This is a genomic window from Streptomyces atroolivaceus (genome assembly GCF_000717025.1).
GTDB lineage: Bacteria > Actinomycetota > Actinomycetes > Streptomycetales > Streptomycetaceae > Streptomyces > Streptomyces atroolivaceus.
In genome coordinates, this window is the sequence record NZ_JNXG01000002.1 from 489,165 (window position 1) to 504,349 (window position 15,185).

The following is a 15,185-nucleotide window of genomic DNA, read 5'->3' on the forward strand; positions in this document are numbered from 1 at the left end:
CCGTAGGCTGTTTGTGTGCTGCTGCTCGCCATGGATACCGCCACCCCCGCTGTCACCGCCGCCCTTCACGACGGGACCGCCGTCATCGCCGAGACCGGCCAGGTCGACGCCCGGAGGCACGGGGAGCTGCTGCTGCCCGCCGTCGACCGGATCCTCGCCGAGGCCGGGGTCACGCTCGACGCCGTGACCGACGTGGCCGTCGGGGTCGGCCCCGGCCCGTACACCGGGCTGCGCGTCGGCCTCGTCACCGCGGCGACCTTCGGCTCCGCCCTCTCGGTGCCGGTGCACGGCCTGTGCACGCTGGACGCCCTCGCGTACGCCGCAGGACGGGACGGTCTCGAAGGCCCGTTCGCCGTCGCGACCGACGCACGCCGCAAGGAGGTCTACTGGGCGCGGTACGAGGACTTCCGCACCAGGGACGGCGAGCCCGCCGTCGACCGGCCCGCCGACATCGCGGACCGGCTCGCCGGCCTGGCCGTGGCCGGTGCGGGAGCGCTGCTCTACCCCGAGGCCTTCCCGGACGCCCGCGGACCGGAACACGTGTCCGCGGGGGCGCTCGCCTCCCTGGCCGCCGAACGCCTGGCCGCCGGCGACTCCCTGCTCCCGCCGCAGCCCCTCTACCTCCGCAGGCCCGACGCCCAGGTGCCGAAGAACTACAAGGTGGTCACCCCGAAGTGACCACCGCCACGGCCGTGCTCCGCGAGATGCGCTGGTGGGACATCGCGCCGGTGCTGGAGCTGGAACACGAACTCTTCCCGGACGACGCCTGGTCGGCCGGGATGTTCTGGTCCGAACTGGCCCGCGCCCGCGGGCCCCGGGCCACCCACCGCTACGTCGTCGCGGAGGACCCCGCCGACGGCCGGATCGTCGGCTACGCGGGTCTCGCCTCGGCAGGCGACCTCGCCGACGTCCAGACGATCGCGGTGAGCCGCGGCCAGTGGGGCGGTGGCCTCGGCTCCGAGCTCCTGACCGACCTGCTCCGGCACGCCACCGCCTTCGAGTGCACCGCCGTGCTCCTCGAGGTCCGTGTCGACAACACCCGCGCCCAGAAGCTCTACGAACGCTTCGGCTTCGAACCCATCGGCTTCCGCCGGGGCTACTACCAGCCGGGCAACATCGACGCACTCGTCATGCGCCTGACCGTACAAGGAACAGAGACAGACTGATGGCTGACGAACCGCTCGTACTCGGTATCGAGACCTCCTGCGACGAGACCGGCGTCGGCATCGTGCGCGGCACGACGCTCCTCGCCGACGCCGTCGCCTCCAGCGTCGACACGCACGCCCGCTTCGGCGGAGTCGTCCCGGAGATCGCCTCGCGCGCCCACCTGGAGGCGATGGTCCCCACCATCGAGCGCGCCCTGAAGGACGCCGGGATCAGCGCCCGTGACCTCGACGGCATCGCGGTCACGGCCGGCCCCGGGCTCGCGGGGGCGCTGCTCGTCGGCGTATCGGCCGCCAAGGCGTACGCGTACGCGCTGAACAAGCCGCTCTACGGGGTCAACCACCTGGCCTCGCACATCTGCGTCGACCAGCTGGAGCACGGACCGCTGCCCGAGCCGACGATGGCGCTGCTGGTGAGCGGCGGGCACTCCTCGCTGCTGCTGGCCCCGGACATCACGAACGACGTACGGCCGCTGGGCGCGACCATCGACGACGCGGCGGGCGAGGCCTTCGACAAGATCGCCCGGGTGCTGGACCTCGGCTTCCCCGGCGGCCCGGTGATCGACCGGCTGGCCAGGGAGGGCGACCCGAAGGCGATCGCTTTCCCCCGCGGGCTGAGCGGCTCGCGCGACCCCGCGTACGACTTCTCGTTCTCCGGGCTCAAGACGTCCGTGGCGCGCTGGATCGAGGCGAAGCGCGCGGCCGGTGAGGACGTTCCCGTGCGGGACGTGGCGGCGTCCTTCCAGGAGGCCGTCGTGGACGTCCTCACCCGCAAGGCCGTCCGGGCCTGCAAGGACGAGGGCGTCGACCATCTGATGATCGGTGGCGGCGTCGCGGCGAACTCGCGGCTGCGGGCCCTCGCCGAGGAGCGGTGCGAGAAGGCGGGGATCCGGCTGCGGGTCCCCCGGCCGGGGCTGTGCACGGACAACGGCGCCATGGTCGCCGCGCTGGGGGCGGAGATGGTGGCACGCAACCGCCCGGTGTCGGACCTCGGCCTCTCGGCTGACTCCTCGCTGCCGGTCACGGAGACCCATGTGCCGGGTGCTCACGCGCACGGCCACGACCATGTGCACGAGATCAGCAAGGACAACCTCTACTCATGACCGTCGCCCTGATGTGGGAGGCCCGAGCCGCCGAGGGCCGGGGTGCGGAGCTGCTGGAGTGGGCCAGGGCCCGCGCGGCCGGACTGGCCCTGGAGCCGCTGCGCAGCGAGCTGCTGCGCGCACCGCAGGACCGGGTGCTCGTGCTGACCTGGTGGGAGGCGGCGTACGACGACGAGCTGCCGGAGCTGCCTGAGCCGGAGGCCGGGCTGATCAGCCGGCCGGTGCACCGGTGGCGCTTCGAGTCCCTCGGTCCGGCGGGCGGCTGACAGCCGCCCGGGCCGCGCGTGTTCCGATGAGTTTCCGGCGGGGGAGCGGTCTACCTTCCACAGCGAACGACGACGTTCCCCGGGCAAGGAGAAGGACGATGCAGAAGATCAGGCCCTGTCTGTGGTTCGACGACCAGGCTCAGGAGGCCGCGGAGTTCTACGTCTCGGTCATCGGCGGGGACTCCCGGATCGTCGACGTCACCCGCAACGCGGAAGCGGCGCCCGGAGAGACCGGAACGGTCCTGACGGTGGACTTCGTGCTCGCGGGCCAGGAGTACCTCGGCCTCAACGGCGGACCGCAGTTCCACTTCTCCGAAGCCGTCTCGCTGAGCGTGGACTGCGAGGACCAGGAGGAGGTCGACAGGCTGTGGGCGAGGTTCACCGAAGAGGGTGAGGAGAGCATGTGCGGGTGGCTGAAGGACCGGTACGGCCTGTCCTGGCAGATCGTCCCGCGTGCGCTGCCCGAGCTGCTCGGCGGTCCCGACCGGGCCAGGGCGGACCGGGTGATGAAGGCGATGATGGGGATGCGCAAGCTGGACGTACAGGCTCTCCAGGACGCCTGAGCGAGGCCCTCCGGGGGCGGCCTCGGCACGTGGTGCACGCCGTGCGCGGGCGCACGAACGGGCGCACCCTGGTAGGAGGACTCCCGGGAGGTGACCGACATGATGGAGACCACGGTCGGATGGCACGTCGAGCTGGAATTCGAGGAGGACACCCATCGGACCCGTGCGGCCGCGATGGTGCGGCTGAGTGACGGGACCGAGGTGCGGGCCCATGGATATGCGAGCCGCCACCCCTCCGACGCGCAGCAGCCGCGGGTGGGCGAGGAGATCGCCGGAGCCCGCGCACTCAACGAACTGGCGATGAAGCTGCTCACCAAGGCCCACGACGAGATCGACGAGGCGTCGGGCCGGACGTCGTACCCGCTGACCTGATTCCCGGCACCGTCCCACCGCCGGGGCCGCCGGGGACCGTGTGGATGTGGACGGGACCGCGGCGTGGCCACGCTCGCGGGGCCGACGCGCACCCGCGGCACCCGGCGGTGGGCGGGGAGCGCCTTGTCGCGTCCGGTCAGCCGGTCGGCCGGTCAGTCGCGGGGCCCCGGCGCGCCGGCGGATCCGCTGATCACGGTGGAGGCCTGATCAGGCCCGCTTCACCGGCTGCCCGATCAGCATCGTCGGGGCTCCGGCCACACGTGTCAGGAAGACGGTCGCCGCGTGGGGCCCCTGGAGCTTCATCTTCCGGCGCAGTTCCTCCGGTTCGACCGCCGAGCCGCGCTTCTTGACCGTCAGCACACCCACCTGACGTTGCCTCAGGAGAGCCTTCAGTTTCTTCATGTTGAAGGGCATCTGGTCAGTGATCTCGTAGGCGGTCGTGGCGTCGGACTCGTACGGCCGGTCGCTGGTGACGTACGCGATCGTCTCGTCGATCAGCCTGCCCTCGCACCGTTCCACGATGTCGGCCACCAGATGGGCGCGGATGACGGCGCCGTCCGGCTCGTACAGATACCGGCCCACGGGGCCGACGGGCGGGGCGGGGAGCGGGCCGTCCGACACGAGGGCCGTACGGGACGGGAGCAGCGTGGCCCGGAAGGCGCCGGGGGTGAAACCCGCGCCGAACCAGAGCACGGCCTCCTTCACGTCCCCGCCGTCCGAGATCCACTCGGCCTCGGCCTGCGGTTCGATCGCCTCGTGCGGCACGCCGGGGGCGATCTTCAGTGCGGCCCGGGGGGCCTTCAGCGCGGCCCCGGTCGCCCAGGAGAGCGGCGGCGAGTAGGCCTCGGGGTCGAAGATCCTGCCGCGCCCGCCGCGCCGCGCGGGGTCGACGAAGACCGCGTCGTACGGGGAGGTGTCGGTCTCCACGACGTCGGCGCAACGGACCTCGACCAGGTCCTGGAGTCCGAGCGCCTCGGCGTTGGCACGGGCGACCTGGGCGGTGAGCGGGTCGCGGTCCACCGCCAGGACCGAGATGCCCGCCCGGGCCAGGGCGATGGCGTCACCGCCGATGCCGCAGCACAGGTCCGCCACGCTCCGCACGCCGAGTTCCGCGAACCTTTCGGCGCGGTAGCCGGCGACGGAGGTGCGGGTCGCCTGTTCCACACCGTGGGGGGTGAAGAACATGCGGTACGCGTCCTCGGCGCCGAACTTGGCCACAGCGCGCTGTCGCAGCCGCGCCTGACCCAGCGCCGCCGACACGAGGGCGGCGGGGTGGGTGCGGCGCAGCCGGGTCGCGGTCGCCAGCTCCTGTGCCGGGTCGTGGTCACGCACCTCTGCCAGGAGCGCCGCGCCCTCGGGGGTGCGCAGGGCCGCGAAGGAGGCGAGCGGGTCGGTCTGGCCGGCAGGAGGAAGGGCGTTCACGGGTCCATTGTGAGCCAGCCGGGGGAAGTGGCGGGCCCACCGGAGGTGTCGCCGGAGGCGGCCGGTGCCCCGGTGGCAGGATGCGGCGCCATGCAACTAGTAAGACAAAAGGAAAATAGTGTCACGAAGCGCCACAGGACGGCCGGGGTGGTTCTGGCCGCCCTGCTGACCGGGGCCGCCGCCTCCGGGTGTGCCGACGGGGCGGGCGAAGCGGACCGGCAGCGGCCGCCCGCCGGGCAGCCGGGAGCCGCTGCCGCGCCGGAGGGTCCCGCCGCGGCAGCGGCGAAGGCCGAGCGGCTGAAGCGGGCACAGGCCGCCCGCGCCGCGGTCGCGAGGAAGTGGGGGCTGGCGAAGGTTCCCCTCGTCGCCCCCGCGCCGCCCGCCGTGAAGCCGCGCGTCACCACCCGCGAGGGGTTCGAGGTGGAGGGCGGGGAGGCGCTGCCGCCGGTCTTCACGGCCGTGCCCACCAAGGAGCGGATCGTCTTCCTGACGATGGACGACGGGGCGGAGAAGGACCCCGAGCTGCTGCGGATGATGACCGAGCTGAAGATTCCGTACAGCGCCTTCATCAGCGACTACGTCGTGAGTGACGACTACGGCTACTTCAAGGACATGCAGGCCAGGGGTGTCACACTCAGCAATCACACGCTCAACCACCGCTATCTCCCGGGGCTTTCGAAGGCCGAGCAGCGGCGGGAGATCTGTGGCGAGCAGGACAAGATCGAGAAGCACTTCGGGAAGAGGCCCACCCTCTTCCGGCCGCCGTACGGCAATTACAACGGTGACACCCTGCGCGTCGCCCAGTCCTGCGGCATCAAGGCGGTACCCCTGTGGGCGGCCGAGGCGTTCCCCGACCGCATGGAGTGGCGTGAGTGGGACCAGGACCTGCACCCCGGCGACATCATCCTCACCCACTTCCGGGGGCGCGAGGACTGGGACGGGTCCATGGCCGACATGGTCCGCCGCGTCATGAAGACGGTCACGGACAAGGGGTACGCCGTGGCCAGGCTGGAGGACTACGTCTGACAGCGGGGCAGCAGGCCGGCGGGCAGCAGGGCGGCACGGCATCAGGGCCTCGGGGCGTCAGGGCGGGGTGCCGATCCATCACCAACCCGCCCGTCCCGGCCCGTCCGTCCACCTCCTCCCGTCCGCCGGAACACCGCGGCGGTCTCCCGCGTTGTCCGGGCGTGCGCCGGTCCCACGGCGCCACGCGGGGGTGGTGAATTGGCACTCCGCTTGACCGAGTGCTAATCGCGGTCATAGTCTCAGTGCTGGCACTCCCCGATGGAGAGTGCCAGCACAACTGCGCGACAGGGCAGGTCCGGCACCCGCGACGACGGATCGGTCTGGTCGCCACCCCACAGACTGTTAAACCCCGTGAGATCTCCGAAGGGGGAGACCGGATCGTGTCGACCACCAGCTCCAAGGTTGCGATCAAGCCGCTCGAGGACCGCATTGTGGTCCAGCCGCTCGACGCCGAGCAGACCACGGCTTCCGGCCTGGTCATTCCGGACACCGCCAAGGAGAAGCCCCAGGAGGGCGTCGTCCTGGCCGTGGGCCCGGGCCGCTTCGAGAACGGCGAGCGACTTCCGCTCGACGTCAAGACCGGCGACGTCGTTCTGTACAGCAAGTACGGCGGCACCGAGGTGAAGTACAACGGCGAGGAGTACCTCGTCCTCTCGGCCCGCGACGTTCTCGCGATCGTCGAGAAGTAGTTCACCCACGTTTGCTTCTGTTCTGCGCCCCTGGCCCCCTGCGAAATAACTAGCCGGGTGGCGAGGGGCGCAGTTCGTTTGAGAGGACAGCTCAGCCCATGGCGAAGATTCTGAAGTTCGACGAGGACGCCCGTCGCGCCCTTGAGCGCGGCGTCAACAAGCTTGCCGACACGGTGAAGGTGACGATCGGTCCGAAGGGCCGCAACGTCGTCATCGACAAGAAGTTCGGCGCTCCCACCATCACCAACGACGGTGTCACCATCGCGCGCGAGGTCGAGCTCGACGACCCGTACGAGAACCTCGGTGCCCAGCTGGTGAAGGAGGTGGCGACCAAGACCAACGACGTAGCGGGTGACGGCACCACCACCGCCACCGTGCTCGCCCAGGCCCTCGTCCGCGAAGGCCTGCGCAACGTGGCCGCGGGCGCGTCCCCGGCCGCCCTGAAGAAGGGCATCGACTCCGCCGTGAAGGCGGTGTCCGAGGAGCTCCTCGCGACCGCCCGCCCGATCGACGACAAGGCCGACATCGCCGCCGTCGCCGCGCTCTCCGCGCAGGACCCGCAGGTCGGCGAGCTCATCGCGGACGCGATGGACAAGGTCGGCAAGGACGGTGTCATCACCGTCGAGGAGTCCAACACCTTCGGCCTGGACCTCGAGTTCACCGAGGGCATGGCCTTCGACAAGGGTTACCTGTCCCCGTACATGGTGACCGACCAGGAGCGTATGGAGGCCGTCCTCGACGACCCGTACATCCTGATCCACCAGGGCAAGATCGGCTCCATCCAGGAGCTGCTCCCGCTCCTGGAGAAGGTCATCCAGGCCGGCGCCTCCAAGCCGCTCCTGATCATCGCCGAGGACGTCGAGGGCGAGGCGCTCTCCACCCTCGTCGTCAACAAGATCCGTGGCACCTTCAACGCCGTCGCGGTGAAGGCCCCGGGCTTCGGTGACCGCCGCAAGGCCATGCTCGGCGACATCGCCACCCTCACCGGTGCGACCGTCATCGCCGAGGAGGTCGGCCTCAAGCTCGACCAGGCCGGTCTGGACGTGCTGGGCACCGCCCGCCGCGTCACCGTCTCCAAGGACGACACGACCATCGTCGACGGCGGCGGCGACTCCGCCGACGTCAAGGGCCGCGTCAACCAGATCAAGGCCGAGATCGAGTCCACGGACTCCGACTGGGACCGCGAGAAGCTCCAGGAGCGCCTCGCGAAGCTGGCCGGTGGCGTGTGCGTGATCCGTGTCGGTGCCGCCACCGAGGTGGAGCTCAAGGAGAAGAAGCACCGTCTGGAGGACGCCATCTCCGCGACCCGCGCCGCGGTCGAGGAGGGCATCGTCTCCGGTGGTGGCTCCGCTCTGGTCCACGCCGTCAAGGTTCTCGAGGGCAACCTCGGCAAGACCGGCGACGAGGCCACGGGTGTCGCGGTCGTGCGCCGCGCCGCCGTCGAGCCGCTCCGCTGGATCGCGGAGAACGCGGGCCTCGAGGGCTACGTCATCACCTCGAAGGTCTCCGAGCTCGACAAGGGTCAGGGCTTCAACGCCGCGACCGGCGAGTACGGCGACCTGGTGAAGGCCGGCGTCATCGACCCGGTCAAGGTCACCCGCTCCGCCCTGGAGAACGCCGCGTCCATCGCGTCGCTGCTGCTCACGACCGAGACCTTGGTCGTCGAGAAGCCGGCCGAGGAAGAGGCCGACGCCGGTCACGGCGGCCACGGCCACTCCCACTAGTACGACTCCGTACGCCGCCGAGGCCCGGTACCCCCGTCGCGGGGGCACCGGGCCTCGGTGCTGTGGCGGGCCCCGGTCCCGGGCGGGCTACCTCGGGCCGTACGTGCGGCCCGCGCGCGAGGTCACCCCGCCGAGCAGGCTGCGGGGCGTCAGCTTCACGAGGCCCATCAGCGCCTTGTAGCGCGGATCCGGGATCGACACCGACCTGCCCCGTGCCAGGTCCGCCAGGGCCGCGGCCACCAGCTTGTCCGCGTCGAGCCACATCCAGTCAGGGATGTTGCCCGTCCCCATCCCGGCCCGCTCATGGAACTCGGTCCGTACGAAACCCGGGCACAGCGCCATCAGCCGCACCCCCGAACCCGCCAGGTCCTTCGCCGCGCCCTGGGTGAACTGCACGACCCACGCCTTCGACGCGCCGTACGTCCCCCTGGGCAGGAAGGCGGCGACGGAGGCCACGTTGACCACCCCGCCGCGACCGCGTTCCCGCATCGGTCCCGCGGCGGCCGAGGTCAGCCGCAGCACCGCCTCGCAGTGGACCTTCAGCATCGTGAGTTCGTCCGCCATCGACACGTCCAGGTAGCGCCCCTTGTTGCCGAAGCCGGCGTTGTTGACCAGCAGGTCGACAGGGCTCACACGGTCCGTCAGCCGCTCTGCGACAGCCTCGATCCCGGCGTCCGTGGACAGGTCGGCCGTCAGCACCTCGGCCTCGATGCCGTGCCCGTCGTGCAGCTCCGTGGCCTGGGCCCGCAGCCGCTCCGTGTCGCGGGCCACCAGCACCAGGTTGTGCCCGTCACTCGCGAGGCGCCGTGCGAAGGCGGCCCCGATCCCCGCCGTCGCGCCCGTAATCAGTGCAGTCGTCATAGGCGGCACGTTAGTGCCCACGTCAGCGGGTGGCCGACCCGCCTTCCGTCATGGCGCTCGCGGGCGGAGCGTGCCAGGGCACGCGAGCCCAGCATGATCCGAACGAGTGGCCCTCAGACCGCGGAGCTCTGTTTCGCCACGTACGCCCGCGCCGCCCGCAGCGTTTCCGTGTGCAGCGCGTCACCGGCTTCGAGCAGGCTGGGCAGCAACTCCCGCTCCGTGGTCGTCGCCCGGAACTCCAGGGCGACGGTGATCTCGTGGCCGGGCACGTGCACCACCTCGACCGGGTCCCCCGAACGGATCGTCCCCGGCTCGATCACGCGGAGATAGGCACCCGTGACCCCCTCGCGTGTGAACCGCTTCACCCAGCCCCGCTCGCCCAGGTGGCCCGCGAACGTACGGCACGGAATGCGGCCCGACGTCACCTCCAGCACCAGTTCGTCGCCGATCCGCCAGCGCTCCCCGATCCGGGCATGGCTCACGGGGAGCCCGAGGGTCGTCAGGTTCTCGCCGAACGCGCCGTTGGGCAGGGGACGGCCGAGCTGCTTCTCCCAGGCGTCGAGCTCCTCGCGGGCGTACGCGTACACGGCCTGGTCCGTACCGCCGTGGTGCCGGAGGTCGCACACCGCGTCGCCTGCCAGGCCGCTCCCGCCGCTGCCCCGGGGGCCGGGGTCGGCGACCCGCACGGGGGCGTCGGACGGAAGCTTGCCGATCCCGGTGAGGCCGTCGGCCCCGTCCGAGTGAGGGGAGGGTGTGGGACGGCCGAGATTCACGGTGAGCACCTTCATAACGGGACAGGCTAGCCGTGCTGCGCTCAAAGGTGCTCATGATTATTCGCCTACCACTGCAAGAGTCGCTTATGGTCGAGGGGTGATCGAAGCCCGTCATCTCCGTGTCCTGCGCGCCGTGGCCGCCACCGGCTCGTTCTCCGCCGCCGCGCGTGAACTCGGCTGTACGCAACCGGCCGTCAGCCAGCAGATGAAGGCCCTGGAGAGCTCCGCGGGCACGCCGCTGCTCATCCGTACGGGGCGTGAGATGCGGCTGACCCAGGCGGGGGAGGCGCTGGTGCGCCATGCGTCGGGCATCCTCGCGGGGCTGACCGCCGCGGAGGAGGAGGTCGCCGCGATCGCGGGGCTGCGGGCCGGGCGGGTCCGGCTCGTGTCGTTCCCGAGCGGGAGCTCCAGCCTGGTCCCCGGGGCCCTCGCCGCGCTGCGCGCCGCGCACCCCGGCACCCAGGTCTCGCTGGTCGAGGCGGAACCGCCGCGCTCGGTGGAGATGCTGCGCGACGGCGACTGCGACATCGCGCTGGCCTTCCGCTACGGGGCGACCGGCGGCGAATGGGACGACCTGGTGGTGCGCCCCCTGCTCAGGGACCGGCTCGTCGGCCTGGTCCCCGAGGGGCACCGGCTGGCGGGGACGGACGCGGTGACCATCGGGGAGCTGGCCGACGAGCCGTGGATCGCCGGCTGCCCGCGCTGCAGGCGCCAGCTGGTGGAGGTGTGCGAGGAGTCGGGGTTCACCCCTCGCATCGACTTCGCCACGGATGACTACCCGGCGGTGATCGGCCTCGTGGGAGCGGGCCTCGGCGTCGCCGTCCTGCCCGAGCTGGCCCTCGAGTCGGTACGGCCCAAGGGGGCGCGCACGGTGGCGGTGGAGCCGGCCGTGGAGCGTGAGATCGTCGCCCTCACCCTGCCCGACCTCGCCCGGGTGCCGGCGGTGGCGGCGACTCTCGACCAGCTGTCCCTGGCAGCCGCACGCTGAACGGCCGCATGCCCGGGGCGGTCCGGCCGCGCCCGGACGGCCCGGCCCGCCGCACCCGGGGGGCCGATCCTCCGGCGGCGGATGTGCCGGGTGTGAAGAAACGTTTTTGCGTTCGATGGGCCGTGCGGACCGTCAGGTGTGGCCGGCATCCGGGGCCGGTCCTGTGTTTGCGGAGATCAGGCGATTGCGGGCGCGCCCCATGAGCTCCTCGCGCTCGTCCTCGGTCAGGCCGCCCCATACGCCGTAGGGCTCCCGTACCGCGAGCGCGTGCGCTGCGCACTCGGCGCGTACCGGGCAGCGCATGCAGACCTCCTTCGCCGAGGTCTCACGGGCACTCCGGGCTGCTCCGCGCTCCCCTTCGGGATGGAAGAACAGCGAGCTGTCGACCCCGCGGCAGGCGGCCAGCAGCTGCCAGTCCCACAGGTCCGCGTTGGGTCCGGGAAGGCGGGAGAAATCTGCCATTGCGTGTCCCCTCGAAACCTTGCTGGTTCGGAAACGGATCCTCGACCGTTGTCGTTCGTCTGGTGCTTGTCGATGACCGGAGTCCCGACCGTACATCTACGGTGTTAGTAGATGTAAATATGACTGATTGCGAATCTAGCCTCAGACGCCAGCAAAAGTGAAGAAAACCCGCTAAATGGGGCAGGCCGCCGCACAGGGGGATCGGTTGACGCGTGAATGATCCCGTGTCGCACTTCTCTGTGCACGACCCCTCACTTAGAGTGCCGAACCGGGCACTACGGCCCGTAACTCTTTCGAGTGACCGTCGTTGATGAGGGGGAGGCGGTTGACGGAGAACGAGCTCGGGCAGATGTCCGAGGGGGTCAACCGCACAGGTGACGACTTGTATCAGCCTGGAGGCTCAAGGTGACGCGCATCAGCTGCGGAGGACGGTCATGACATCCGTCCTCGTCTGCGACGACTCCCCGCTTGCCCGAGAAGCGCTCCGCCGCGCGGTTGCGACCGTGCCCGGTGTCGAGCGGGTGACGACTGCGGCCAACGGCGAGGAAGTGCTCCGCCGCTGGGGGGCCGACCGTTCGGATCTGATTCTGATGGACGTACGCATGCCCGGCCTGGGGGGTGTGGAGACGGTCCGGCGGCTGCTCTCGGCGGACCCCGGAGCACGGATCATCATGCTGACCGTCGCCGAGGACCTGGACGGCGTCGCGCTCGCGGTCGCCGCCGGCGCCCGCGGCTATCTGCACAAGGACGCGTCGCGTGCCGAACTGCGCGCGACCGTGACGCAGGCGCTCGCCGATCCGACGTGGCGGCTGGCCCCGCGCCGGCTGCGCTCCGCGGAGATGGGCGCCGCGCCGACGCTCACCGCGCGGGAGATCCAGGTGCTCGAAGGCATGAGCCACGGCCGCTCCAACGCGGAGATCGGGCGCGAGCTGTTCCTCTCCGAGGACACGGTGAAGACGCACGCGAGGCGTCTGTTCAAGAAGCTCGGAGCCTCGGACCGGGCGCACGCCGTCGCGCTCGGATTCCGCTGGGGTCTGGTCCGCTGATGTCGCGGCGCGGCCGGTAGCCGTGCGATCCCGTCCGCACGCCGGCGGACGGGGCGACGGTGGCGGCGGACCTGCGGCCGGGCCCTCCCTCACCAGCGCTATGTGACGCTTCCTGGCCGATGCCGCATCCTTGGGGTTGTGGAGTTCCTCGGGGAACATTCGGTCGAGCGGAAGGGGAGGGCGCAGGGCATGACATCCGGCGCACCCGCTCAGAACGCTGGAGCACTCGCTCGCAACACCGACGACGTACGACCCGCGCGGCCTGACGCGCCTGCCGAGCCGTGCGCCGGCGCACGTGACGCCGGCGTGCGTGCCGACCGCTCCGACGTGCCCGCCGGCGGGGCCGTGGCCCCCGCTGATAACGCTTCGGTGCACAACTCGGGACGCGATGCGTCCGATCGGACGGCGTCAAGGCACCATGGTCCGATGCGCGAGGACGGGACGACGGTGATCGGTGCACTGGTGCACCGTGCCGTCGACGGGGACGCGCAGGCCACCCACGACCTGCTCGCCCACGTGCACCCCCTCGCCCTTCGCTACTGCAGGACCCGGCTGAACCGGCTGCCCGGTGATGCCCGTCACTTCGTGGAGGACCTCGCACAGGAGGTCTGTGTCGCGGTGCTGATGGCGCTGCCGCGGTACAAGGACACCGGCAGACCCTTCGAGGCCTTCGTCTTCGCCATCGCGGGTCACAAGGTCGCCGACCTCCAGCGCGCCGCGATGCGGCACCCCGGATCGACGGCCGTGCCCTCGGACGAGATGCCGGAGCGGCCCGACGACTCGCTCGGTCCGGAGGAGCGGGCGCTGCTCAGCAGCGACGCGGCCTGGGCCAAGAAGCTTCTCGCCAATCTGCCGGAGAACCAGCGCGAGCTGCTGGTCCTCCGGGTCGCGGTCGGGCTGACCGCCGAGGAGACCGGGCAGATGCTCGGAATGTCCCCGGGTGCCGTCCGGGTCGCCCAGCACCGTGCACTGAGCAGGCTGAGGGCCCTCGCGGGTCAGTAGAGGGCGGTTCCGGTGGCTTCCACGGTGTGGAGGAAGCCACATAACCGCTAGGTGATCTTGATCGTGGAATGAGACACCCCGCGAGGCCGTTAGCATGGACATCCGCACCGATCAAGGCCATTTGGGGAAGGTGTCATGACTGCAAACGTCGACGGAGTGCCCGAGAAGTTCGCGCGGCTCGGGCTGACATACGACGACGTGCTGCTGCTGCCGGGCGCGTCCGAGGTCCTGCCCAACGCGGTCGACACCTCGTCCCTCATCTCGCGCAACGTACGGGTGAACATCCCCCTGTTGTCGGCGGCCATGGACAAGGTGACCGAGGCCCGGATGGCCATCGCCATGGCCCGTCAGGGCGGCGTCGGCGTGCTGCACCGCAACCTCTCGATCGAGGACCAGGTGAACCAGGTCGACCTGGTCAAGCGGTCCGAGTCGGGGATGGTCACCGACCCGATCACCGTGAACCCCGACGCCACACTGGGCGAGGCGGACGCGCTCTGCGCGAAGTTCCGCATCAGCGGGGTGCCGGTCACCGACCCCGCCGGCAAGCTCCTCGGCATCGTGACCAACCGTGACATGGCCTTCGAGTCGGACCGGTCGCGCCAGGTGCGCGAGGTCATGACGCCGATGCCGCTCGTCACCGGGCGGGTCGGCATCTCCGGCGTCGAGGCCATGGAGCTGCTGCGCCGCCACAAGATCGAGAAGCTGCCGCTGGTCGACGACGCCGGGATCCTCAAGGGCCTCATCACGGTCAAGGACTTCAAGAAGGCCGAGCAGTACCCGAACGCCGCCAAGGACGCCGAAGGCCGTCTGCTGGTCGGCGCGGCCGTCGGTGCCAGCCCCGAGGCGCTGGACCGTGCGCAGGCGCTCGCCTCCGCGGGGGTCGACTTCCTGATCGTCGACACCTCGCACGGACACAACAGCAACGCCCTCGACTGGATGGCGAAGATCAAGTCGAGCGTCGGCATCGACGTCATCGGCGGCAACGTCGCCACCCGGGACGGCGCCCAGGCGCTCATCGACGCCGGCGTCGACGGCGTGAAGGTCGGCGTCGGTCCCGGCTCGATCTGTACCACCCGCGTGGTCGCCGGTATCGGGGTCCCGCAGGTCACCGCTATCTACGAAGCCGCGCTCGCCGCACGCGCCGCGGGTGTTCCCGTCATCGGCGACGGCGGTCTCCAGTACTCCGGCGACATCGGCAAGGCGCTCGCCGCCGGGGCGGACAGCGTGATGCTGGGCAGCCTCCTCGCGGGCTGTGAGGAGTCCCCGGGCGAGCTGATGTTCATCAACGGCAAGCAGTTCAAGTCGTACCGCGGCATGGGCTCGCTGGGCGCCATGCAGTCCCGCGGACAGGGGCGGTCGTACTCCAAGGACCGCTATTTCCAGGCCGAGGTGTCCTCGGACGACAAGCTCGTCCCCGAGGGCATCGAGGGCCAGGTGCCCTACCGCGGCCCGCTGGCCAACGTCCTCCACCAGCTGGTCGGCGGCCTCCGCCAGACCATGGGCTACGTCGGCGCCGTGTCCGTCGACGAGATGGAGAGCAAGGGCCGCTTCGTCCGGATCACGTCGGCGGGCCTCAAGGAGAGCCACCCGCACGACATCCAGATGACGGTGGAAGCGCCGAACTACAGCAGGAAGTAACGCATCAGCGCAGGTGAGGGGCGGACCGGGGTTCCCGGGACCGCCCCTCATGTGCGTGTCGGGGATACTGGTCAGCGCAGACGTAGA

Annotated in this window: 17 protein-coding genes; 13 read left to right on the plus strand and 4 right to left on the minus strand. The window is 70.9% G+C overall.

What is annotated here, in order from left to right; all coding sequences use genetic code 11:
- The first annotated feature begins 30 nt into the window (after positions 1-30).
- From tsaB to OO67_RS05575, 6 genes are all read left to right on the plus strand, one after another.
- Complete coding sequence (tsaB, locus tag OO67_RS05550) at positions 31-678, plus strand: tRNA (adenosine(37)-N6)-threonylcarbamoyltransferase complex dimerization subunit type 1 TsaB (RefSeq protein WP_033298701.1); 648 nt, start codon at positions 31-33, stop codon at positions 676-678.
- Entirely contained in the window at positions 675-1,166 is a 492-nt protein-coding gene (gene rimI / locus OO67_RS05555) for a ribosomal protein S18-alanine N-acetyltransferase (protein WP_033297630.1), read from the plus strand. The genes tsaB and rimI overlap by 4 nt, the downstream gene beginning before the upstream one ends.
- The gene (tsaD, locus tag OO67_RS05560) at positions 1,166-2,266 is read left to right on the plus strand and encodes a tRNA (adenosine(37)-N6)-threonylcarbamoyltransferase complex transferase subunit TsaD (RefSeq protein ID WP_033297631.1); all 1,101 of its coding nucleotides are present in this window, start codon (positions 1,166-1,168) and stop codon (positions 2,264-2,266) included. The genes rimI and tsaD overlap by 1 nt, the downstream gene beginning before the upstream one ends.
- Complete coding sequence (locus OO67_RS05565; RefSeq protein ID WP_033297632.1) at positions 2,263-2,532, plus strand: hypothetical protein; 270 nt, start codon at positions 2,263-2,265, stop codon at positions 2,530-2,532. The genes tsaD and OO67_RS05565 overlap by 4 nt, the downstream gene beginning before the upstream one ends.
- Before the next feature lie 98 nt (positions 2,533-2,630).
- Complete coding sequence (locus tag OO67_RS05570; protein ID WP_033297633.1) at positions 2,631-3,095, plus strand: VOC family protein; 465 nt, start codon at positions 2,631-2,633, stop codon at positions 3,093-3,095.
- Between the two features lie 99 nt (positions 3,096-3,194).
- Positions 3,195-3,467 (plus strand): DUF1876 domain-containing protein, encoded by a 273-nt coding sequence (locus OO67_RS05575; protein ID WP_033298707.1) that lies wholly within the window; start codon positions 3,195-3,197, stop codon positions 3,465-3,467.
- Positions 3,468-3,674: 207 nt separating this feature from the next.
- On the opposite strand, the gene OO67_RS05580 is transcribed toward OO67_RS05575, so the two are convergent.
- The gene (locus OO67_RS05580; RefSeq protein ID WP_033297634.1) at positions 3,675-4,889 is read right to left on the minus strand and encodes a class I SAM-dependent methyltransferase; all 1,215 of its coding nucleotides are present in this window, start codon (positions 4,887-4,889) and stop codon (positions 3,675-3,677) included.
- Positions 4,890-4,979: 90 nt separating this feature from the next.
- On the opposite strand from OO67_RS05580, the gene OO67_RS05585 reads away from it, so the two are divergent.
- The 3 genes from OO67_RS05585 to groL all read left to right on the plus strand — a co-directional run bounded on the left by OO67_RS05585 (position 4,980) and on the right by groL (position 8,328).
- Positions 4,980-5,915: a polysaccharide deacetylase family protein gene (locus tag OO67_RS05585; protein ID WP_033297635.1), complete on the plus strand. Its 936-nt coding sequence runs from the start codon at positions 4,980-4,982 to the stop codon at positions 5,913-5,915.
- Positions 5,916-6,295: 380 nt separating this feature from the next.
- Positions 6,296-6,604, plus strand: a complete 309-nt coding sequence (gene groES, locus OO67_RS05590; protein ID WP_003966899.1) for a co-chaperone GroES — start codon at positions 6,296-6,298, stop codon at positions 6,602-6,604.
- Positions 6,605-6,702: 98 nt separating this feature from the next.
- On the plus strand, positions 6,703-8,328 hold the full coding sequence (gene groL, locus OO67_RS05595; protein ID WP_033297636.1) for a chaperonin GroEL: 1,626 nt from the start codon (positions 6,703-6,705) through the stop codon (positions 8,326-8,328).
- A gap of 87 nt (positions 8,329-8,415) precedes the next feature.
- Here groL and OO67_RS05600 read toward each other — a convergent pair whose 3' ends face one another.
- Together OO67_RS05600 and OO67_RS05605 are read right to left on the minus strand one after the other, a co-directional pair.
- Positions 8,416-9,189 (minus strand): SDR family NAD(P)-dependent oxidoreductase, encoded by a 774-nt coding sequence (locus OO67_RS05600; RefSeq protein WP_033297637.1) that lies wholly within the window; start codon positions 9,187-9,189, stop codon positions 8,416-8,418.
- A 113-nt stretch (positions 9,190-9,302) separates the two neighbouring features.
- Positions 9,303-9,977, minus strand: a complete 675-nt coding sequence (locus tag OO67_RS05605; RefSeq protein ID WP_033297638.1) for an MOSC domain-containing protein — start codon at positions 9,975-9,977, stop codon at positions 9,303-9,305.
- Between the two features lie 82 nt (positions 9,978-10,059).
- Between OO67_RS05605 and OO67_RS05610 the strand changes: the two genes are divergently transcribed.
- Positions 10,060-10,950 (plus strand): LysR family transcriptional regulator, encoded by an 891-nt coding sequence (locus OO67_RS05610; RefSeq protein ID WP_033297639.1) that lies wholly within the window; start codon positions 10,060-10,062, stop codon positions 10,948-10,950.
- 132 nt (positions 10,951-11,082) lie between these two features.
- Here OO67_RS05610 and OO67_RS05615 read toward each other — a convergent pair whose 3' ends face one another.
- Entirely contained in the window at positions 11,083-11,412 is a 330-nt protein-coding gene (locus tag OO67_RS05615; RefSeq protein WP_033297641.1) for a WhiB family transcriptional regulator, read from the minus strand.
- Between the two features lie 434 nt (positions 11,413-11,846).
- Here OO67_RS05615 and OO67_RS05620 point away from each other — a divergent pair, with 434 nt between their 5' ends.
- From OO67_RS05620 to guaB, 3 genes are all read left to right on the plus strand, one after another.
- Positions 11,847-12,458 carry a response regulator transcription factor gene (locus OO67_RS05620; protein WP_003948568.1) on the plus strand — a complete coding sequence of 204 codons (612 nt, stop codon included), beginning with the start codon at positions 11,847-11,849 and terminating at the stop codon, positions 12,456-12,458.
- A gap of 426 nt (positions 12,459-12,884) precedes the next feature.
- Positions 12,885-13,460, plus strand: coding sequence for a sigma-70 family RNA polymerase sigma factor (locus OO67_RS05625; RefSeq protein ID WP_033297643.1), 576 nt, complete (start codon positions 12,885-12,887; stop codon positions 13,458-13,460).
- Positions 13,461-13,595: 135 nt separating this feature from the next.
- Positions 13,596-15,098, plus strand: a complete 1,503-nt coding sequence (gene guaB / locus OO67_RS05630; protein WP_033297644.1) for an IMP dehydrogenase — start codon at positions 13,596-13,598, stop codon at positions 15,096-15,098.
- The last annotated feature ends 87 nt before the right edge of the window (positions 15,099-15,185 follow it).